Consider the following 19,370-nt stretch of genomic DNA (forward strand, 5'->3'; position numbering starts at 1 on the left):
ACGTTGTCTATTGTTTACTGAATTTGACGTACAATTTTAGTCAGAATGAGTAAATAATTGGTAATGGTGTAACCACAACGTCCCTAAATTAAGGCAAATATTCTCACCTATGCAAGGTTTAGCACAACTACTTGTCATTGAAGACGATCCTGCAATTCGTCAAAGTTTTCGTACTATATTGGAATTTGTCGGGGAGCAATGTGAGGTCATAGATTCTTCTCAAGCTGACCGTATCGATTGGTCTGCGCCTTGGTCTGGGTGTATTTTGGGCTCGATTACTACGCCTTTGCTATCTGATGAGCTTACGCAGGCGTTGAGTCAAGCTAACCATATACCGTTATTAGTGGCTAACCAACACCATTTTTCTGTTGAATATTTCCCTCAATTTGTTGGTGAATTGGAGTTTCCCCTTAACTATCCACAACTCAGTGATGCATTGCGTCATTGTAAAGAGTTTTTAGGGCGTAAAGGGATAGCGCTGTCAACGCCTTCGCGAAATAACGCTTTATTTCGTAGCTTAGTCGGACAGAGTCTTGGTATTCAAGATGTGCGTCATTTGATTGAGCAAGTGGCGAATACAGAAGCAAATGTATTGATTTTAGGTGAATCTGGTACCGGTAAAGAGGTGGTAGCGCGCAACATTCATTATCACTCTTCACGTCGTAAAGGCCCTTTTGTACCGATTAACTGCGGAGCGATCCCCGCTGAATTACTAGAGAGTGAACTGTTTGGTCATGAAAAGGGATCGTTTACTGGGGCGATCACCTCACGTAAAGGGCGCTTTGAACTCGCTGAAGGCGGAACCTTATTTCTCGATGAAATTGGTGATATGCCAACTAATATGCAGGTTAAGTTACTGCGAGTGTTACAGGAACGCTGTTTTGAGCGAGTCGGTGGAAATACAACCATCAAAGCGGATGTGAGGATTATTGCCGCCACTCATCGAGATTTAGATAGCATGATCACTGAGCAGCGATTTCGAGAAGATCTTTACTATCGTTTAAACGTTTTTCCTATTGAGATGCCAGCATTAAAGGATCGTAAAGAAGATATTCCTTTATTGCTGCAAGAGTTGATGACCCGTATGGAGGCAGAAGGCGGAGCGCCGATTTGCTTTACTCCTCGGGCGATCAATTCATTGATGGAGCATGATTGGCCGGGTAACGTTCGTGAATTAGCGAATTTAGTTGAACGTATGGTGATTCTGTACCCCAATAATTTGGTCGATGTGAATCATTTACCGACCAAATATCGTTATAGTGATATACCTGAGTTTCAGCCTGAACCATGTCGGTTTAGTTCCGTGGAAGAGCAAGAGCGTGATGTGTTAGAAGATATTTTTTCAGAAAACTTCACGTTCGAATCTCATGATGATCTTAATGGTCATTTTGATGCAGCAAAGTCATTACCGCCAGAAGGGGTGAATTTAAAAGAGCTGCTCGCCGATCTTGAAGTGAGTCTAATTAATCAAGCGCTTGATGCTCACAGTGGCATTGTTGCTCGTGCTGCGGACATGCTAGGTATGCGTCGTACGACATTGGTCGAGAAAATGCGTAAGTATAATATGCAACGCTAAAGCGACTTTCTGGCGTGGTCAATATATTGACTGTCGTTAACGCATTGAAATTATTGAATAATAGTCTGGCTTGCATTTTGCATTTCAGACTATTGTTGTATATTAAGGCAAATTTTCGACGATGAATGATCCCGTACACAAACAACAGTCGCACTTAGACTCATTGGAAGATCAAGTTGAGCGTTATAAACAAGTGCTCGATGTAATGCCTGCTGGCGTGATATTACTGGATACTCAAGGGATCGTTCGTGAAGCGAACCCTGAAGCGCAACGGCTATTGCAAGTTCCGTTAGTCGGTGAAAAATGGTACAGCGTGATTCAAGTCGCTTTCGCACCTCGTGAGGATGATGGACATGAAATCTCATTACGTAATGGCCGAAAAGTTCGCTTAGCCATTTCTGCTTCAACAACGGGCCAACTTATCCTAATAACCGATTTAACCGAAACTCGCCTCTTACAATCACGGATCGGTGATTTACAGCGCTTATCGTCTTTGGGGCGGATGGTGGCATCGTTAGCCCATCAAGTTCGAACGCCATTATCGAGCGCGATGCTCTATGCTTCTAACTTAGCCGCGGCGAATTTACCGACTGCAACCCGTGAACGATTTCAATCTAAATTGGTTGATCGATTACACGACCTAGAAAAGCAAGTGAACGATATGTTGCTGTTTGCTAAGGGCGGTGATAACCGAGTCATCCAGCCTTTTTCTGTGGCTGAATTGGTGGCAGAGTTCTCACCTATGATTGAAATGGCATTAAAAAACAATCAAATCGATTATGATTTACAGGTTGAGCAAGACGATACCGTATTATTAGGGAATGCTAACGCATTGGCTTCGGCGCTCAGTAATTTAGTCATGAATGCTATTCAGATCATTGGTAAAGGGGCGCAAATTGATGTTTTTTTTCGTGCCGTCAACGGTGAATTAAAAATATCCGTTCAAGACAACGGTCCCGGTATCGCACCAGAGCTGCATCATAAAATAATGGAGCCTTTTTTTACGACGCGTTCACAAGGAACAGGGCTTGGGCTGGCGGTAGTCCAAATGGTCTGTCGTGCCCATGATGGGCGATTAGAGTTATTGTCGCAGCCTGGTGAAGGAGCCTGTTTTACTCTGTGCCTTCCCATCGAACGTCAATCGCCCTCACCTCAATCAGATAACGGAGAATGATCATGGCGCAAAGTAAAGTCTTAATCGTTGAAGATGATGAAGGGCTCCGTGAAGCCTTAGTGGATACTCTGGCCTTAGCTGGATATGAGTGGTTAGAAGCTGACAGCGCGGAAGATGCACTTATCAAACTTAAAACGCATCCAGTCGATATCGTCGTCTCTGACGTACAGATGGCCGGAATGGGCGGGTTAGCGCTACTTCGCAATATTAAACAGCATTGGCCAAATGTTCCGGTGCTATTAATGACCGCTTATGCCAATATCGAAGATGCCGTGGCGGCGATGAAAGAGGGGGCCATCGACTATATGGCGAAGCCTTTTGCGCCCGAAGTACTGCTTAATATGATCAGCCGTTATGCACCAGTAAAATCCGATGATGACGGTGATGCGGTGGTGGCGGATGAGAAAAGCTTGAAGCTGTTAGCGCTAGCGGAAAAAGTGGCGAGAACCGACGCCAACGTGATGGTTCTTGGCCCAAGTGGTTCTGGTAAAGAGATTATGTCACGTTATATTCATAACGCTTCACCACGTAAAGATGGACCATTTATTGCCATTAATTGTGCTGCTATCCCAGACAACATGTTAGAAGCGACACTCTTTGGTTATGAAAAGGGAGCTTTTACGGGGGCGGTGCAAGCCTGCCCAGGTAAATTCGAACAAGCTCAAGGTGGAACTATCTTATTGGATGAAATCAGTGAGATGGATTTGAATCTACAGGCTAAATTGCTTAGGGTCCTCCAAGAGCGAGAGGTTGAGCGGCTGGGCAGTCGGAAAAGTATTCAACTCGATGTACGAGTTCTTGCGACCAGCAACCGAGATTTAAAAGCTTACGTTAAAGAAAACAAATTTCGCGAAGATTTATACTATCGATTGAATGTGTTTCCGATCACATGGCCTGCATTGTGTGAGCGAAAAGGAGATATTGCGCCATTAGCGACACACCTCGTGGAGCGCCATTGCAAAAAACTCGGTTTACCGGTTCCCAGCATTTCTCCCGCAGCCATGGAAAAGCTTCATCAATACACATGGCCTGGTAATGTCCGTGAGCTTGATAATGTGATTCAGCGTGCGTTAATTTTAAGTGAACAGGCGGACATTACTCAGCAACATATATTACTTGAGGGACTTGATTGGCAAGATGCGTCAGGTTTACAGCAGTTGGTTGAGCAAGAAGAAGTCTCGTGCCCCCAGATTAAGCCTGTTGCGCAAAGTTCGCCGATCAACCACACTCCAGCGAGTCCCGTCGGATTAGGTGATGAGCTACGTGATCAAGAGTTTACCATTATTATGGAGACGTTAGTTGAGTGTCACGGTCGACGTAAAGAGATGGCCGAAAAATTAGGCATTAGTCCGCGAACGTTACGTTATAAATTAGCGAAAATGCGTGATGCAGGGATCGATATTCCAGGTTGATTTGACGTGGCATATTAATTGCTCATTTACTCAATATGAATGAGAGAGTCAAAGAATTGGCATTTAGAGGTGGTTATGAGATTAGATGGCTTAAACAGTGAGATGCAAGCAATGATGGCGGAAGCAGCGAATGCTCGTCCGGCGGCAACTGGACAAAAAGTTGGCGCTGATTTTAGCCAAATGCTGACTCAAGCCATCAATACTGTTAATGGATTACAGCAGTCATCGAGTAACCTACAGACACGCTTTGATCGCGGAGATGAAGGTATCTCTTTGTCTGATGTGATGATTGCTCGTAATAAATCGAGTGTGGCGTTTGAAGCGACTATTCAGGTACGTAATAAGCTCGTTGATGCGTACAAAGAGCTGATGAACATGCCAGTATAACCATAGGATGTAAACTGTGGCCGAAGATAAACAAACAACCGATCTGGCAATATCTTCTGGTGGAGAGCAGGCGCTTTCTACCTCGATGAGCTTAGATGATGGCTTACAAAATCCCGATTTAGAAGAAAAAAGTACTTCTAAGCTTGATTTTGCCATGGGCGATTTAGATCTCTTGCGACAAATTGTACTTGTCCTATCTATCTCTATTTGCGTCTCATTAATCGTGATGTTGTTTTTCTGGGTCAAAGAGCCGGAAATGCGTCCGCTGGGTGCTTTTGAAACCGAAGAGTTGATCCCCGTTTTGGATTATCTCGATCAGCAAAAACAGAACTATCGATTAGACGGCAATACGATTTTAGTACCCAGTAAAGATTTCAATAGTATTCGACTCAATATGGTTCGTTCTGGGTTGCATCAAACTCGTCATGCTGGGGATGATATTTTATTACAAGATATGGGCTTTGGCGTATCTCAGCGTCTTGAACAAGAAAGACTAAAACTCAGTCGCGAGCGGCAATTAGCTAAAGCGATTGAAGAGATGCGTCAAGTCAACCGCGCTCGAGTCTTGCTTGCCTTACCACAACAAAGCGTCTTTGTGCGCCATAACCAAGAAGCTTCTGCCTCGGTATCATTAACCTTACGTACAGGAATGAACTTGAAGCAAGAAGAGGTTGATTCTATCGTTGATATGGTTGCCAGTGCGGTACCCGGTATGCGTCCGACTCGAGTGACGGTCACTGACCAACACGGACGCTTACTCAGCTCAGGTTCACAAGATCCAATCGCCACGGCTCGTCGCAAAGAGCAAGAGCTTGAGCGCCGTCAAGAAGAAAATTTACGCAATAAAATTGATTCAGTCTTGATCCCAATTTTAGGCTTAGGCAATTACACGGCCCAAGTTGATATTGAATTGGACTTCAGTGCGATTGAGCAAACCCGTAAAGTTTTTGACCCAAATACTCCAGCTACGCGCAGCGAATATACCTTAGAAGACTATAATAACGGTAATGTTGTGGCCGGAATTCCTGGCGCATTGAGCAATCAACCCCCCGCCGATGCTTCTATCCCACAAGATATCGCCCAAATGAAAGATGGCTCTATTTTGGGGCGAGGTTCTGTTCATCGTGAAGCGACACGCAACTTTGAACTCGACACCACGATCAGCCATGAGCGGCGTCAAACAGGGGTGATTAATCGTCAGACGGTGGCGGTGGCAATTAAAAATCGCGCTGTAGTTAATCCTGAAACAGGACAGGTGACTTATCAAGCATTAAGCGAGAGTGAAATCAATGCAATTCGTACCTTATTGATAGGTACGGTTGGGTTTAATGAAAATCGTGGTGATTTACTTAAAGTACTCAGTATGCAGTTTGCTGAGCCAGAAACCGATCCATTGATTGATATTCCTATTTGGGAAAACCCACACTTTAACGATTGGGTACGTTGGTTAGCCAGTGCGCTAGTGATCATTGTGATTGTTCTGGTCTTGGTGCGCCCCGCGATGAAGAAACTACTTAATCCAGTGGTTGATGATGACGATCAATTATATGGACCTGATGGTTTACCGATAGGAGCTGATGGTGAAACCAGCTTAATTGGCAGCGATATTGAAGGGGGCGATCTCTTCGAGTTTGGCTCAGGAATAGATTTACCTAACCTACATAAGGATGAGGATGTACTCAAAGCGGTACGTGCTCTAGTGGCTAACGAGCCTGAACTTGCGGCTCAAGTAGTGAAGAATTGGATGCAAAATGCCTAACGATATAGTCAAAAAAGACGGTGCTGAAGAAGGGATTGATATTTCAACGATTCCTGGTGAAGAGCGCGCGGCCATTTTATTACTGAGCCTCAATGAAGATGATGCGGCTGGGATTATTCGTCACTTAGAACCCAAGCAAGTGCAGCGAGTGGGCAGTGCGATGGCAAAGGCAAAAGATCTCAGTCAAGATAAAGTCAGTGCCGTCCATCGTGCATTTTTGGAAGATATTCAAAAATATACCAACATTGGTATGGGCAGTGAAGACTTTATGCGTAATGCACTTATTGCCGCATTAGGTGAGGATAAAGCGAATAACTTGGTCGACCAAATTCTCCTAGGGACCGGTTCGAAAGGGTTAGATTCGCTGAAATGGATGGATCCTAGACAAGTGGCGACGATTATTGTTAATGAACACCCACAAATTCAAACCATTGTTCTCTCCTACCTTGAGCCGGACCAATCAGCAGAAATTCTCGCGCAATTTTCTGAGCGAGATAGGCTTCAATTATTAATGCGTATCGCTAATCTTGAGGAAGTTCAACCATCAGCACTGGCTGAGTTGAACGAGATCATGGAGAAACAGTTTGCGGGTCAAGCCGGTGCGCAAGCGGCGAAAATTGGTGGCTTGAAAGCGGCTGCTGATATTATGAACTATCTAGATAATAGCATTGAAAGCATCGCTATGGAGCAGATGCGTGAGCAAGATGAAGATCTCGCTACCCAGATTGAAGACCTGATGTTCGTGTTTGAAAACTTGGTCGAAGTGGATGACCAAGGTATCCAAAAATTACTTCGAGATGTACCACAGGATGTGTTGTTGAAAGCGCTCAAAGGTGCCGATGAAGCGCTACGAGATAAAATCTTTAAGAACATGTCTAAGCGTGCCGCTGAACTGATGAAAGATGACTTGGAAGCGATGGCACCGATTAAAGTGTCGGATGTCGAATCGGCTCAAAAAGAAATCTTGGCGATTGCTCGTAAGATGGCAGACAGTGGCGAGTTGATGTTGTCTGGTGGCGCAGACGAATTCTTGTAATCGAGAGACGGTGGTTTGTTACCTTGTGCTCTCGATGTCTTTCTTAATGAACTAGCGGCCTTTTTAGTTCGCGATAGGATGTTTCATGACTGGACAAAGAAAACGGGGTTTTATCCGTTTAGGCTCGGATGAGAATGTTGAGCCACCCAAAAAATGGGGATTACCAGATTATGGCGCAGAGCTGGGTAAGAAAGCCAAAGAAACGGCAATGAATTATGATCCCGCTTGGATGCCAAGCTTTGATGATCCTGAACCTGAGCTACCACAAACCTTAACGGATGAAGAAATTGAGTTAATCAAACGTTCCGCTTATCAAGAAGGCATCGAGCAGGGCAAAGCAGAAGGGTATCAACAAGGATTTGAACTGGGTAAACAAGGTGGTTTTGAGGTTGGCCACCAAGAAGGATTACAAACGGGTAAAACAGAAGGGCTTGAAGCGGGGCAACAAGCCATTCAAGAGCAGGTGAATGTTTTGATTGAGTTGGCCGATCAATTTGCTCAACCATTACAATTAATGAATGCACAAGTTGAAAAGCAGCTTGTGGATATGGTACTGACTTTAGTCAAAGAAGTGGTGCATGTGGAAGTTCAAACCAATCCACAAGTGATTTTAGATACGGTGAAAGAGTCAGTCGAAGCGCTCCCTGTTACTGGACATGCCATTCATTTAAAACTCCATCCTGAAGATTATGAATTGGTTAAAAATGCTTATGGTGAAGCGGAGTTAAATTCACGTCAATGGACACTCAGTAGTGAGCCTGCCTTAAATCGCGGTGATGTACAAATCGAAGCCGGTGAGTCGAGTGTGAGTTACCGTATGGAAGAACGTATTCGTAGCGTATTACAACGCTTTTGTGGCACAAATCGCCACCAAGTAGGACAAGAGTAATGTTGTCACTGGCCGAACGATTAGCACAGTACAAAACACAAGGCTTAACAACCAGACCTGTCGCGTCAGGCAAGCTGGTACGCGTCGTTGGACTGACGTTAGAAGCAACGGGGTGCCGAGCACCAATTGGTAGTTTATGTAAAGTCGACACCATGTCTGGTGAAATGGAAGCGGAAGTGGTTGGGTTTTCTGGTGATAGTCTGTTTCTGATGCCCAGTGAGCAAGTCAACGGTATCTTGCCGGGAGCCAAAGTAACCCCACTGACCGAAGAGGCAGGATTAGCGGTAGGGATGGAGCTACTGGGTCGAGTGATTGATGGTGTCGGCAATCCTTTGGATGGACTTGGACCGATTTACACCGATCAACAGGCCACGTTTAATGCTCAACCGATAAACCCTTTATTGCGTAAACCGATCACCGAACCATTAGACGTTGGAATCAAAGCCATTAATGGGTTACTGACGGTTGGTAAAGGCCAACGTATCGGTCTTTTTGCAGGCTCTGGTGTCGGTAAATCGGTTACCTTAGGGATGATGACTCGTGGCACGACTGCGCAAGTGGTCGTGGTGGGACTAATTGGTGAACGTGGCCGAGAAGTAAAAGAGTTTATCGAAGAAATACTTGGCGTGGATGGCCGTCAACGCGCGGTTGTAGTCGCAGCGCCCGCAGATTCCTCGCCACTGATGCGTTTGAAAGGTTGCCAAACGGCATTGGCTATCGCGGAATATTTTCGCGATCAAGGGCTCGATGTACTCTTATTGATGGACTCATTAACTCGTTTTGCTCAAGCGCAACGGGAGATCGCACTATCGGTGGGAGAGCCGCCAGCGACTAAAGGTTATCCACCTTCGGTGTTTGCTAAATTACCCGCATTGGTTGAACGAGCGGGCAATGGTGGTCCGAACCAAGGCTCGATCACCGCCTTTTTTACGGTGTTGACCGAAGGGGATGATTTACAAGATCCGATAGCTGATGCGTCGCGCGCCATTCTGGACGGCCATATTGTTCTCTCAAGAGAAATGGCAGACGCTGGTCATTATCCCGCGATTGATGTTGAAAAATCCGTCAGTCGGGTAATGCCACAAATCACCACAGATGAGCACATGTTGATGTCTCGAGCGGTACGACAAATCTTATCGATTTGTCGTAAAAACCAAGACTTAGTCTCAATTGGCGCCTATAAACCTGGCACCGATAAAGCGATTGATAGTGCATTTACTCTCAAACCAAGGTTGGATCAGTACCTTCAACAAGAAATGAAAGAGTCGGTACCTTATGAGATGTGCGTTGGTATGTTAAAAAATGTCTTGAGCATGGAGTAGTCTTGCTATGGACAATGCGTTGGAATTTTTATTAGACCAAGCCAAAGAGAAAGAAAGCCAAGCAATAATGGTATTGAGTAAGGCTCGTAATGAGCTTGAAGGTTACTATCAACAATTAAAGCAAATTGAGCAGTATCGACTTGAATATTGCCAACAGCTTGTCGAGCGGGGTCAAGCGGGATTGTCCGCCAGTCAATATGGTCATTTAAACCGATTTCTTACTCAGCTTGATGAAACCCTAGCTAAACAACGTGGCGCAGAAAATCATTTTAAGCAGCAAGTTGAGAATAGTCAGCAACATTGGTTACATATTCGGCAGCAACGTCGTTCATACGAATGGTTAATTGACAAAAAACGCACGGAGCAACGGCGCATTCAAGAGCGAAGAGAACAAAAGCAAATGGATGAATTTTCGACGCTCAATTTTAATCGTCAACGGAATATTCCTAAGTAATTATCCCGTTCAGATTGTTCTTTGTCCGACCGCGATACTGGTGCTTGGTGCTTCTAAATGTTATCCGTTCCAATACTTTATCCATTCCAATAAATAGATCTTATTGTGGCGTAGTTTTTGCATTTATTTAGGCACAGAATCCGATCATCTCATGCTACACACGATAACTATCGCGCGTGGCTTTATGATTCAGTATCAATGCGAGCGATGTGCCTATGAATATTAATTCAACTTCTTCTGTCGATAACACTTCTATTGCCAATCTGGCAAAAGGCTCCGTTGGGCAAAGTGGTCAAGATTCAGCAAGCGCTGAGCCAAGCAGTTTTCTCGATAAGTTAACCGCACTGCTGTTTAGCGCCAAAAGTGATACTCAAACGGCTAAGCACAATGAGGCTTCGATAGCGACGGTGGTATCGAGTGATGAAACTAGCTCTGAACTTTCAGCATCAGACCCCTCTGATGAACGACAGACTTTCGCCGAGTCTGATTCTGAGCACACGGCTTCATTTGACGCCGCTGTCGATGTTGGCCTCACACGTGCAATCGCTGAACCTCAATCTGAACCGCTCCTGGAGAATAAAAGCACGCAAGTGATGAATGAAGGCGATGACTTGCTGGTACGTTTACAGCAGGCTAATCAGGTGCTCACTGGGCATAACGGCAAGCCTTTGCCTCATAGTCTCTCCGCTAAGCATGACGATGCTGAGATAGCAGTGCCGGTTGTTGCTGACCAATACTCGCACTCAGATGACTGGACATCACCAATACAAACTCAGGTGATGTATGGCGCGAGCACTTTAGACAATAGCACTCGTCATCAATATGGCGATGATGGTGAGAATGAGCGGAACAACACAGTCGTATCTCATCGGGTCACTGAACTTGAGACTGATCTCGCGTCAATGGTTGCTCATCCAGAATTGACGGAGCGAGACGCTATCAGTAATACAGCGTTAACGACCGATATTCATCTTCCAATCGATAGTCAACCCACTTTATTAACCGATGAACTTGATATCGATCCGAGCTTGGTTACTCAAGCCACCCATTTCTCGGCGAACCCACATAGTCAATCTTCTTCTGGATCAATTGATGGAGATCTCTCTAAAGTTGAAGGTCATATAGAGCTTCAAGATGGGCAACGTACCAAAAAAGCGGTTGCGGTCGGGGTCTCTGCGGCATTGGCGACACAGTCCGCCGCTGCTTCTCCTGTTGGAGCATCTCAAACAATAGCTGCTCCTGTTAGTACAGCGATGAGCAACGCTACTTCACTGGATGCTGAGATGAGTAGTACAACGGCCGTTAATCGAGCGGCTGGTCAAGCGATGGCTCAGCCAGATTTAGTAAATACTCAAGCGGCTAACGCCGCCTTAGCGAGTTCAATGTTGCTTGCCGGAGCAGCAGGAAAAACGCGTTCGGCGAGTGATAGCGATGATACCTCATTAGCTCAACAAATAGCGGCAACCGCGACCCAGTCTGGGGTAAGTAGTTCGACACCATTGCGTCATGAAGCGACGCCGATTCAAGCTCAACCACTGCCTTTGATGCTCAATAAAGGATTGGTTGCGGATGAGATGGCTGAGCGGATCCAAATGATGATGTCGAAGAATTTAAAAAATATTGATATCAGGTTGGATCCGCCAGAGTTAGGCCGATTGCATATTCGTATGAATATGCACGCTGATGGAGCTAGTATTCAATTTACGGTAACCAATGCTCAAGCACGAGATGCTTTAGAGGGCGCGATGCCTCGTTTAAGGGAAATGTTAGCCCAACAAGGTGTACAATTGGCGGATACATCAGTGCAACAGCAGAGCTCGGGTCAGCAACAAGGTTATGCTGCTGAGCGAGGCCAGTCTGGTCATTTAAGTGACGATGATACGCTATTAGGCGATGAAAACATTGATGCTAACGTCAAACTTGATTTGAATGTGACAACAAAGCGTGATGGAATCAGTTATTACGCTTAAACTAATAAAAATAAACAAAACCACGTAGAGGATGTTATGGCTGCTGATGAAAATTCACAAGATGCACCGAAGAGTAAAAAGAAACTGCTGATCATTATCGTTGCGGCGGCGGTTTTGCTGTTAGGTGGCGGCGGTGCAGCGTTCTTTTTAATGGGATCTGGCAGTGATCAGCAAAGTGCCGATACAGCGAATCGCCGAGCGGCACCTAGCGTTGCTCCAGTTTCTTACGTTAACATTGCTCAGCCGTTTGTGTTTAATGTCAGTGGTGATACTCGGGGACGTATGGTCCAAGTTAAAGTCCAACTGATGGTTCGTGGTACTAATAACGAAAACCTAGCTCGTTTTCACTCCCCGTTAGTAGAAAGTACCTTATTGGCGACGTTTGCTTCAGCGACGGTTGAACAACTGCGTACTCCATCGGGGCGGGTTGAATTACGAGATAAAGCCACCGAAGATATTAAAGCCGCCATGACACAAGTGGTGGGAGAACCCGTTATTGAACGTGTTTTATTTACCGATTTTGTAATGCAGTAGGTGAGTCCGTGACCGATTTACTAAGCCAAGACGAAATTGATGCGCTCCTTCATGGCGTTGATGGAGTGGATGACGAAGAAGAAGAGTTAGATTCGTCGACTGCCTCTTCATTTGATTTTTCGTCACAAGATCGTATCGTTCGTGGACGAATGCCGACGCTTGAGCTGATTAATGAACGCTTTGCACGGCATATGAGGATTAGTCTGTTTAATATGCTGCGTAAAACCGCCGAAGTTTCGATTAACGGCGTACAGATGATGAAGTTTGGTGAATACCAAAATACACTATACGTTCCGACCAGTCTTAACATGGTGCGTTTTCGTCCATTAAAGGGGACAGCGCTGGTGACAATGGAAGCGCGACTGGTATTTATTCTGGTTGAAAACTTTTTTGGTGGTGATGGCCGCTATCATGCGCGAATTGAAGGTCGAGAATTTACACCAACCGAACGACGAGTTATCCAATTATTGTTGAAAATCGTTTTTGCCGATTATAAAGAAGCATGGTCACCAGTAATGGGGGTCGAGTTTGAATATTTAGACTCGGAAGTGAATCCGAGTATGGCGAACATCGTCAGTCCAACCGAGGTAATCGTTGTCTGTTCATTCCATATTGAAGTGGATGGTGGAGGCGGTGATTTCCATATGGTCATGCCTTATTCGATGGTTGAACCGATTCGAGAATTGCTCGATGCAGGGGTTCAATCGGATAAAATGGAAACCGATGTTCGCTGGAGCTCAGCACTACGCGACGAAATTATGGACGTGCCGATTAATTTTCGAGTCAATTTATTAGAGCAAGACATCGCGCTGCGAGATCTAATGGATTTGCAGGTTGGCGATATTATCCCGATAAAAATGCCAGAACATGCCATTATGTTTGTCGAAGAGCTACCCACTTATCGCGTTAAAATGGGACGCTCAGGTGACAAACTCGCGGTGCAAATTTCGCAAAAAATCAAACGTCCTGAAGCAATGAAAACCGATTTGGCCTTTTTAGGTAAAGATATCATTGCTGAATTAGAAAATGACGAATTAGCCGATGAAGAACAATCTTAAGCGTAAGAATAGGTAGCAAAGATGTCAAAATCAGATGATCAAAAATTGGCAGATGAATGGGCGGCAGCATTGGGCGAAGATCCAAATGCTCCTGATGTTGATGTCGATGAAATATTAGCAGCCCCATTGGATGAATTAAAAGATACTTCACCGCCGATCACTGAAGATGAGCGGCGCAAGTTAGATACTATCATGGATATTCCGGTGACCATTTCGATGGAAGTGGGCCGATCTAAAATTAGTATTCGTAACTTGTTGCAATTAAACCAAGGTTCAGTCGTGGAATTGGATAGAATTGCCGGAGAATCACTTGATGTTATGGTCAATGGAACCTTAATTGCTCATGGTGAAGTCGTTGTCGTCAATGATAAGTTCGGTATCCGTCTCACGGATGTTATTAGTCAAACAGAACGGATTAAGAAGCTGAGATAGCGGATGAAAAAAATCTTAGGGCTAGCCTTGCTCAGTTGCCCAGCTTTTGCCGCTCCCAGCAGTTCGTTGGATATAGCGACCACCTTAGGGTCGCTTTTATTCGTCCTGGGTTTTATTCTGTTTCTAGCTTGGTTACTTAAACGGATGAAAGTCCCGGTTTTTGGTCAGCAAAAAGGATTTCAGATCATTCGCCAGCTTCCTGTTGGGACCAAAGAACGAATCATGATAGTCCAAGCAGGGGAGGAGCAGTTTTTGATTGGGGTGACCAGTCATTCGATCCAATTGATTGCTAAATTAGACTCACCATTAACTCAGGAGGCGCAAGATCCAACGCCTTTTGCTCATCAATTGACGCAGCTGCTAAAAAAACATGACAAATAATCGCCAATATCACCGACTCACCCATTTACTCTGTAAAGCAATGATGCTGCTCAGTTTACTTATTTGGGCGTTTTCCTCCCCACTTTATGCTCAGCAAGAGCTTGCAACGGCCATTCCTCCCACTGCTGCCGGTGCGCAAGGTGTTACCGTATCAGCAATGGAGAGTGAACAAGCCGGTTCAAGGAGTTTGGCCTTATCCAGCCGTAGTGGTGGCGGTGGGATTCCCGCATTCACGATGACAACTAATGCGGATGGCGGTGAAGATTATTCGATTAATCTACAAATTCTCGCTCTAATGACCATGCTGGGCTTTTTGCCAGCGATGGTTATTTTAATGACGTCATTTACGCGGATTGTTGTCGTGATGTCGATTTTGCGTCAGGCGATGGGCTTGCAGCAAACTCCCTCGAATCAGGTCATTATTGGTATTGCGATTTTTTTAACGTTTTTCATTATGTCGCCAGTGCTCAATCAGATTAATGACCAAGCGGTACAGCCTTATCTTAATGAGCAGATCAGTGCTCGGCAGGCATTTGATTTAGCCCAGGATCCGATGAAATCTTTTATGCTTAAACAAACACGACTTAAAGATTTAGAGACGTTTGTTAACATTGCCGGTTCGAATGCGCAAAATCCGGAAGATGTCTCGATGGCGATTCTTATTCCTGCGTTTATTACCTCTGAATTGAAAACGGCATTCCAAATCGGTTTTATGCTCTTTTTGCCTTTTCTTATTATTGATTTAGTGGTGGCTTCGGTATTAATGGCGATGGGTATGATGATGTTGTCACCGATGATCGTTTCCTTACCCTTTAAGCTGATGTTATTTGTCTTAGTTGATGGATGGAACCTAATTTTATCGACCTTAGCGGGCAGTTTTGCTTTATAGCGGGAGAGACAAATGACACCTGAGCTGTTTGTTGAGCTATTTCGTGAAGCATTATGGTTAGTGCTGATCATGGTTTGCGCCATCATTGTACCTAGCCTAATAATTGGTTTAGTTGTGGCGGTGTTTCAAGCCGCAACCTCAATCAACGAACAGACACTAAGCTTTTTACCTCGTTTGATTGTGACTTTATTGGCATTAATGATGTTTGCTCATTGGATGACTCAAACACTGATGGAGTTTTTCTTCGCCATGATTGAGCGCTTGCCACAAGTCTTATTTTAGGAGCTGCGATGGAATACCCAGCCAGTGTAGTCCTAGATTTTATTGCACACTACTTTTGGCCTTTTACACGTATTTCAGCCATGTTGATGGTGATGACCGTCACTGGCGCGCGGTTTGTGTCGCCGCGTATTCGCCTATATCTTGGTTTAGCGATCACACTCGCCGTAATGCCAGCAGTGCCAGTGATTGCCGATGATTTGCAACTCCTCTCCTTTCAAGGCTTTTTAACCACACTAGAACAAATCATTATTGGCGTGGCGATGGGTATGGTGACTCAGTTTTTAATTCAAACCTTTGTTATTCTTGGTCAAATACTCGGTATGCAAGCCAGTTTGGGGTTTGCTTCTATGGTTGATCCTGCTAATGGACAGAATACGCCGCTGTTAGGCCAATTGTTTATGTTTTTAGCAACGATGTTTTTTTTGGCGACGGATGGCCATTTAACTATGATTCAGTTGGTGGTGCTGAGCTTCACCAGTTTACCGATTGGCGCAGGATCGCTGACTAATGTCGATTATTATGAGCTCTCTCAATGGTTAGGGATTATGTTTAAAGTGGCGTTGAGTATGTCACTGTCTGGGATCATTGCGTTATTAACCGTTAACCTTTCCTTTGGGGTAATGACTCGGGCTGCACCACAATTGAATATCTTTTCGCTAGGTTTTGCCTTTGCTCTTTTGGTCGGATTACTGATTTGTGGTTATATTGTCAGTGGTCTATTTGCGCACTATGATCTGTTTTGGGCAGAGGGTGAGCAGCAACTGTGTCGTTTGATCCGCCTGAACTGTTAGGAGAAACCCGTGGCAGAGTCTGATGGACAAGAAAGAACCGAAGAGGCGACCCCAAGGCGCTTGCAACAAGCCAAAGAAAAAGGGCAGGTTGCAAGGTCGAAAGAGTTAGCGTCGGTATCGGTATTAATCATTGGTTCGGTAGCCCTAATGTGGTTTGGCGAAATGTTAGCCAGTCGCTTGTATACCACGATGGGACGGTTGTTTTCTCTGAGTCGTGAAGAGATTTTCGATAGCAGCAAACTGTTCGATATTATTGCTGGTACGCTGACCCATTTAATTTTCCCACTACTACTGATCCTCGTCACCTTATTTGTGGCTGCGCTGATCGGGGCTGCTGGTGTTGGCGGAGTCAGTTTTTCTGCTGAAGCGGCAAGACCTAAGTTATCAAAGATCAGTCCGTTGAGCGGCTTTAAACGCATGTTTGGTATGCAGAGTTTAGTTGAGCTGTTTAAGTCGATACTCAAAGTACTCTTAGTGGCTGGAGTCGCTTTCTATCTGATTGACGCTTCGAAAAATGATCTTTTTCAACTCAGTATGGATGTTTATCCACAAAATATTTTCCATGCTTTAGAAATTCTACTCAATTTTATTTTGTTGATCAGTTGTTCACTGCTGGTAGTCGTCGCGATTGATGTGCCTTTTCAGATTTGGCAACACGCTGAAAAACTGAAAATGACCAAGCAAGAGATTAAAGACGAATACAAAGATACGGAAGGTAAACCTGAAGTCAAAGGGCGAATTCGGATGTTGCAGCGTGAAGCGGCACAACGCAGGATGATGGCTGATGTCCCTCAAGCGGACGTTATTATCACCAACCCCGATCACTTTTCAGTGGCGCTACGTTATAAGCAAGGAACGGATAAAGCCCCCATTGTGGTTGCCAAAGGCGGCGATTTTCTGGCCCTTAAAATCCGTGAAATTGCCCGTGAGCACGAGATTATAATTGTTGCCGCTCCTCCGCTAGCGCGGGCGCTGTACTACACCACAGAGCTAGAGCAAGAAATTCCAGATGGTTTATTCGTGGCCGTCGCTCAGGTATTGGCTTATGTGTTCCAGATTAAGCAATATCGCCGCAAAGGAGGTCAGCGCCCAGTGTTGAAAACGCAAGAGTTGCCAATACCACCGGACATGCGCTACTAGCGGAGACTCTCTCTCGTTGAGCCGTATTATTGCCAGTGGTTCCGTGTTATTCCAGACCAATACCGCATTACTTATCGGGAACCGACAATAAGATCAACAGAGCACCATTGCCACCAAACTCTAATGGCGCTTGATGAAAAGCGAGGACATCAGGATGTTGAGCCAACCACAACGGCACTTTCTGTTTAAGAATATGTTTACCAATCCCATGTTGTACGCAAGCACAGTGAACCTTTTCTTTTAGGCAATAAGCAATCATTGCACCGAGTTCTCGTTTGGCTTCCTGTTGAGTCATACCATGCATGTCGAGAAACACCTCAGGCGAATACACACCGCGGCGCAGTTTTTTAACTTCATACTTAGAGATATCACTCCGAGCATAACGGGTTGGCCCTTCTTCACTAAGTAGCGGCACAAATTCATCGGAAAAATAAAAATGGGTATCACTGGCTTCTCGTGAGTGACGGCGAATTTCTTTTTGCTTGGGATTTCTGTTTGGCGATTGGGTTATGGTATCCTGAGATAACTTTTTTACGCCTTTTACTGCCTCGTGAAACAGAGCAAAATCATCATTCGCATCGAGATCATGACAGTGACTGATGTCGGTGTTTTTTTTGTTCATGAAAGTTAAATTATCAGTTATTTTCGGTATTGGCAGTATTGTAGCGCTTTTCGGAGGCAATTTTGGATAAGATTTTTGTAGATGAGGCGGTTTCTGAACTGCATACCCTTCAGGACATGATCCGTTGGACGGTGAGTCGTTTCAATGCGGCACAGTTATTTTATGGTCACGGAACCGATAATGCATGGGATGAAGCCGTTCAGTTAATCTTACCGACACTCTATTTACCGATTGACGTTCCGCCTCATGTACTGAATTCCCGTTTAACGGGCAGTGAGCGATTACGTGTGGTGGAGCGAGTCATTAAGCGGATTAATGAGCGCACGCCTATTGCTTATTTAACCAATAAAGCGTGGTTTTGTGGTCTAGAGTTTTTCGTTGATGAGCGAGTCTTAGTGCCTCGTTCGCCGATTGGTGAATTGATTCAAGCGCAATTTTCACCTTGGTTACTTGATGAGCCGACTCGGATTATGGATTTATGTACGGGCAGTGGTTGTATTGCAATTGCTTGTGCCTATGCTTTCCCTGAAACTGAAGTGGATGCGATTGATATCTCTGCTGATGCTTTGCAGGTGGCTGAACAAAATATTCAAGATCACGGTTTAGAGCAGCAAGTGTTCCCAATTCGCTCAGATTTATTTCGCGATTTACCGAAAGAGCAATACGACATTATTGTTACTAATCCACCTTATGTCGATCAAGAAGATATGAACAGCTTGCCGGATGAGTTTAAGCATGAGCCAGAGCTAGGGCTCGCGGCAGGTACGGATGGTTTAAAGCTGGCACGACGTATTTTGGCTAATGCGCCTCATTATCTAACGGATAATGGGATTTTAATTTGTGAAGTCGGCAACTCAATGATCCACTTGGTGGATCAGTATCCTAATATTCCGTTTACTTGGTTAGAGTTTGAAAATGGTGGTCACGGGGTCTTTTTATTAACCAAGCAACAGTTACTTGATTGCGCCGGTGAATTCTCACTGTATCGTGATTAACCCAGCTGAGATTAAAGCTTAATCATTTTTTCATTAATCATGCTCTATCTACGCCGACGCGATGTCGGCGTTTTTTATGGATGGTAGCGCGGAGTGAGATAGTGTCTGGGGCAATTTTTATGACATGAGCGATGGAGTAAAGCAAAGCCGCATTTTAAGGAAAACGTCAGTCGGGACTTTACATCATTGGCTAATCAAGCGAGTATGATTTCATGATTAACAAAAGCTCCGTCCTTGATGAGATGATCCCCAAGCTAGTGGGCGTGG

At 44.9% G+C, this 19,370-nt stretch carries 20 protein-coding genes; 19 read left to right on the plus strand and 1 reads right to left on the minus strand.

The genetic code is table 11. The features are described from left to right. The first annotated feature begins 109 nt into the window (after positions 1 to 109). The 18 genes from FKN93_RS01335 (at position 110) to flhB (ending at position 17,486) form a co-directional block, all read left to right on the plus strand. Complete coding sequence (locus FKN93_RS01335) at positions 110 to 1,576, plus strand: sigma-54 dependent transcriptional regulator (RefSeq protein ID WP_004394756.1); 1,467 nt, start codon at positions 110 to 112, stop codon at positions 1,574 to 1,576. A gap of 121 nt (positions 1,577 to 1,697) precedes the next feature. Next, positions 1,698 to 2,750: an ATP-binding protein gene (locus FKN93_RS01340; RefSeq protein WP_170904294.1), complete on the plus strand. Its 1,053-nt coding sequence runs from the start codon at positions 1,698 to 1,700 to the stop codon at positions 2,748 to 2,750. A 2-nt stretch (positions 2,751 to 2,752) separates the two neighbouring features. Continuing rightward, entirely contained in the window at positions 2,753 to 4,162 is a 1,410-nt protein-coding gene (locus tag FKN93_RS01345; RefSeq protein WP_004394758.1) for a sigma-54 dependent transcriptional regulator, read from the plus strand. A gap of 75 nt (positions 4,163 to 4,237) precedes the next feature. Then, a complete protein-coding gene (gene fliE, locus FKN93_RS01350) occupies positions 4,238 to 4,549 on the plus strand; it encodes a flagellar hook-basal body complex protein FliE (protein ID WP_040904136.1) in 312 nt (103 codons plus the stop codon). 16 nt (positions 4,550 to 4,565) lie between these two features. Beyond that, a complete protein-coding gene (gene fliF, locus FKN93_RS01355) occupies positions 4,566 to 6,308 on the plus strand; it encodes a flagellar basal-body MS-ring/collar protein FliF (RefSeq protein ID WP_040904138.1) in 1,743 nt (580 codons plus the stop codon). Further along, positions 6,301 to 7,344, plus strand: a complete 1,044-nt coding sequence (gene fliG / locus FKN93_RS01360) for a flagellar motor switch protein FliG (RefSeq protein WP_115152658.1) — start codon at positions 6,301 to 6,303, stop codon at positions 7,342 to 7,344. Before fliF ends, fliG begins: the two co-directional genes overlap by 8 nt. 85 nt (positions 7,345 to 7,429) lie before the next feature. After that, positions 7,430 to 8,233, plus strand: coding sequence for a flagellar assembly protein FliH (gene fliH, locus FKN93_RS01365; RefSeq protein ID WP_004394762.1), 804 nt, complete (start codon positions 7,430 to 7,432; stop codon positions 8,231 to 8,233). Next, the gene (gene fliI, locus FKN93_RS01370) at positions 8,233 to 9,555 is read left to right on the plus strand and encodes a flagellar protein export ATPase FliI (protein WP_004394763.1); all 1,323 of its coding nucleotides are present in this window, start codon (positions 8,233 to 8,235) and stop codon (positions 9,553 to 9,555) included. The genes fliH and fliI overlap by 1 nt, the downstream gene beginning before the upstream one ends. A gap of 7 nt (positions 9,556 to 9,562) precedes the next feature. Further along, a complete protein-coding gene (gene fliJ, locus FKN93_RS01375; protein WP_004394764.1) occupies positions 9,563 to 10,009 on the plus strand; it encodes a flagellar export protein FliJ in 447 nt (148 codons plus the stop codon). A gap of 215 nt (positions 10,010 to 10,224) precedes the next feature. After that, positions 10,225 to 11,979, plus strand: a complete 1,755-nt coding sequence (locus FKN93_RS01380) for a flagellar hook-length control protein FliK (RefSeq protein WP_170904295.1) — start codon at positions 10,225 to 10,227, stop codon at positions 11,977 to 11,979. Between the two features lie 36 nt (positions 11,980 to 12,015). Next, a complete protein-coding gene (gene fliL / locus FKN93_RS01385) occupies positions 12,016 to 12,513 on the plus strand; it encodes a flagellar basal body-associated protein FliL (RefSeq protein ID WP_115152657.1) in 498 nt (165 codons plus the stop codon). Positions 12,514 to 12,521: 8 nt separating this feature from the next. After that, a complete protein-coding gene (gene fliM / locus FKN93_RS01390) occupies positions 12,522 to 13,571 on the plus strand; it encodes a flagellar motor switch protein FliM (protein WP_040904139.1) in 1,050 nt (349 codons plus the stop codon). Positions 13,572 to 13,592: 21 nt separating this feature from the next. Beyond that, positions 13,593 to 14,003: a flagellar motor switch protein FliN gene (gene fliN, locus FKN93_RS01395; protein ID WP_004394768.1), complete on the plus strand. Its 411-nt coding sequence runs from the start codon at positions 13,593 to 13,595 to the stop codon at positions 14,001 to 14,003. 3 nt (positions 14,004 to 14,006) lie between these two features. Next, positions 14,007 to 14,384: a flagellar biosynthetic protein FliO gene (gene fliO / locus FKN93_RS01400; protein WP_040904140.1), complete on the plus strand. Its 378-nt coding sequence runs from the start codon at positions 14,007 to 14,009 to the stop codon at positions 14,382 to 14,384. Positions 14,385 to 14,424: 40 nt separating this feature from the next. Further along, positions 14,425 to 15,273 (plus strand): flagellar type III secretion system pore protein FliP, encoded by an 849-nt coding sequence (gene fliP, locus FKN93_RS01405; protein ID WP_224215257.1) that lies wholly within the window; start codon positions 14,425 to 14,427, stop codon positions 15,271 to 15,273. Between the two features lie 12 nt (positions 15,274 to 15,285). Then, positions 15,286 to 15,555, plus strand: coding sequence for a flagellar biosynthesis protein FliQ (gene fliQ / locus FKN93_RS01410; protein WP_170904296.1), 270 nt, complete (start codon positions 15,286 to 15,288; stop codon positions 15,553 to 15,555). Positions 15,556 to 15,563: 8 nt separating this feature from the next. Further along, positions 15,564 to 16,346: a flagellar biosynthetic protein FliR gene (gene fliR / locus FKN93_RS01415; protein ID WP_170904297.1), complete on the plus strand. Its 783-nt coding sequence runs from the start codon at positions 15,564 to 15,566 to the stop codon at positions 16,344 to 16,346. Positions 16,347 to 16,355: 9 nt separating this feature from the next. Beyond that, a complete protein-coding gene (gene flhB / locus FKN93_RS01420) occupies positions 16,356 to 17,486 on the plus strand; it encodes a flagellar biosynthesis protein FlhB (protein ID WP_170904298.1) in 1,131 nt (376 codons plus the stop codon). A 67-nt stretch (positions 17,487 to 17,553) separates the two neighbouring features. On the opposite strand, the gene smrB is transcribed toward flhB, so the two are convergent. Beyond that, on the minus strand, positions 17,554 to 18,108 hold the full coding sequence (smrB, locus tag FKN93_RS01425; protein WP_170904299.1) for an endonuclease SmrB: 555 nt from the start codon (positions 18,106 to 18,108) through the stop codon (positions 17,554 to 17,556). A gap of 62 nt (positions 18,109 to 18,170) precedes the next feature. Between smrB and prmB the strand changes: the two genes are divergently transcribed. Then, positions 18,171 to 19,103 carry a 50S ribosomal protein L3 N(5)-glutamine methyltransferase gene (gene prmB / locus FKN93_RS01430; protein WP_170904300.1) on the plus strand — a complete coding sequence of 311 codons (933 nt, stop codon included), beginning with the start codon at positions 18,171 to 18,173 and terminating at the stop codon, positions 19,101 to 19,103. Positions 19,104 to 19,370 lie beyond the last annotated feature (267 nt).

The organism is Vibrio sp. A8-1 (genome assembly GCF_013048685.1).
GTDB classification, from domain to species: Bacteria; Pseudomonadota; Gammaproteobacteria; order Enterobacterales; family Vibrionaceae; genus Vibrio; species Vibrio metschnikovii.

Excerpts from the sequence above, each read along its gene's own strand:
- FKN93_RS01335 (WP_004394756.1), top strand. The coding sequence starts at position 110 with ATGCAAGGTTTAGCACAACTACTTGTCATTGAAGACGATCCTGCAATT.
- FKN93_RS01340 (WP_170904294.1), top strand. The coding sequence starts at position 1,698 with ATGAATGATCCCGTACACAAACAACAGTCGCACTTAGACTCATTGGAA.
- FKN93_RS01345 (WP_004394758.1), top strand. The coding sequence starts at position 2,753 with ATGGCGCAAAGTAAAGTCTTAATCGTTGAAGATGATGAAGGGCTCCGT.
- fliE (WP_040904136.1), top strand. The coding sequence starts at position 4,238 with ATGAGATTAGATGGCTTAAACAGTGAGATGCAAGCAATGATGGCGGAA.
- fliG (WP_115152658.1), top strand. The coding sequence starts at position 6,301 with ATGCCTAACGATATAGTCAAAAAAGACGGTGCTGAAGAAGGGATTGAT.
- fliH (WP_004394762.1), top strand. The coding sequence starts at position 7,430 with ATGACTGGACAAAGAAAACGGGGTTTTATCCGTTTAGGCTCGGATGAG.
- fliI (WP_004394763.1), top strand. The coding sequence starts at position 8,233 with ATGTTGTCACTGGCCGAACGATTAGCACAGTACAAAACACAAGGCTTA.
- fliJ (WP_004394764.1), top strand. The coding sequence starts at position 9,563 with ATGGACAATGCGTTGGAATTTTTATTAGACCAAGCCAAAGAGAAAGAA.
- FKN93_RS01380 (WP_170904295.1), top strand. The coding sequence starts at position 10,225 with ATGAATATTAATTCAACTTCTTCTGTCGATAACACTTCTATTGCCAAT.
- fliL (WP_115152657.1), top strand. The coding sequence starts at position 12,016 with ATGGCTGCTGATGAAAATTCACAAGATGCACCGAAGAGTAAAAAGAAA.
- fliN (WP_004394768.1), top strand. The coding sequence starts at position 13,593 with ATGTCAAAATCAGATGATCAAAAATTGGCAGATGAATGGGCGGCAGCA.
- fliO (WP_040904140.1), top strand. The coding sequence starts at position 14,007 with ATGAAAAAAATCTTAGGGCTAGCCTTGCTCAGTTGCCCAGCTTTTGCC.
- fliP (WP_224215257.1), top strand. The coding sequence starts at position 14,425 with ATGATGCTGCTCAGTTTACTTATTTGGGCGTTTTCCTCCCCACTTTAT.
- fliQ (WP_170904296.1), top strand. The coding sequence starts at position 15,286 with ATGACACCTGAGCTGTTTGTTGAGCTATTTCGTGAAGCATTATGGTTA.
- fliR (WP_170904297.1), top strand. The coding sequence starts at position 15,564 with ATGGAATACCCAGCCAGTGTAGTCCTAGATTTTATTGCACACTACTTT.
- smrB (WP_170904299.1), bottom strand. The coding sequence starts at position 18,108 with ATGAACAAAAAAAACACCGACATCAGTCACTGTCATGATCTCGATGCG.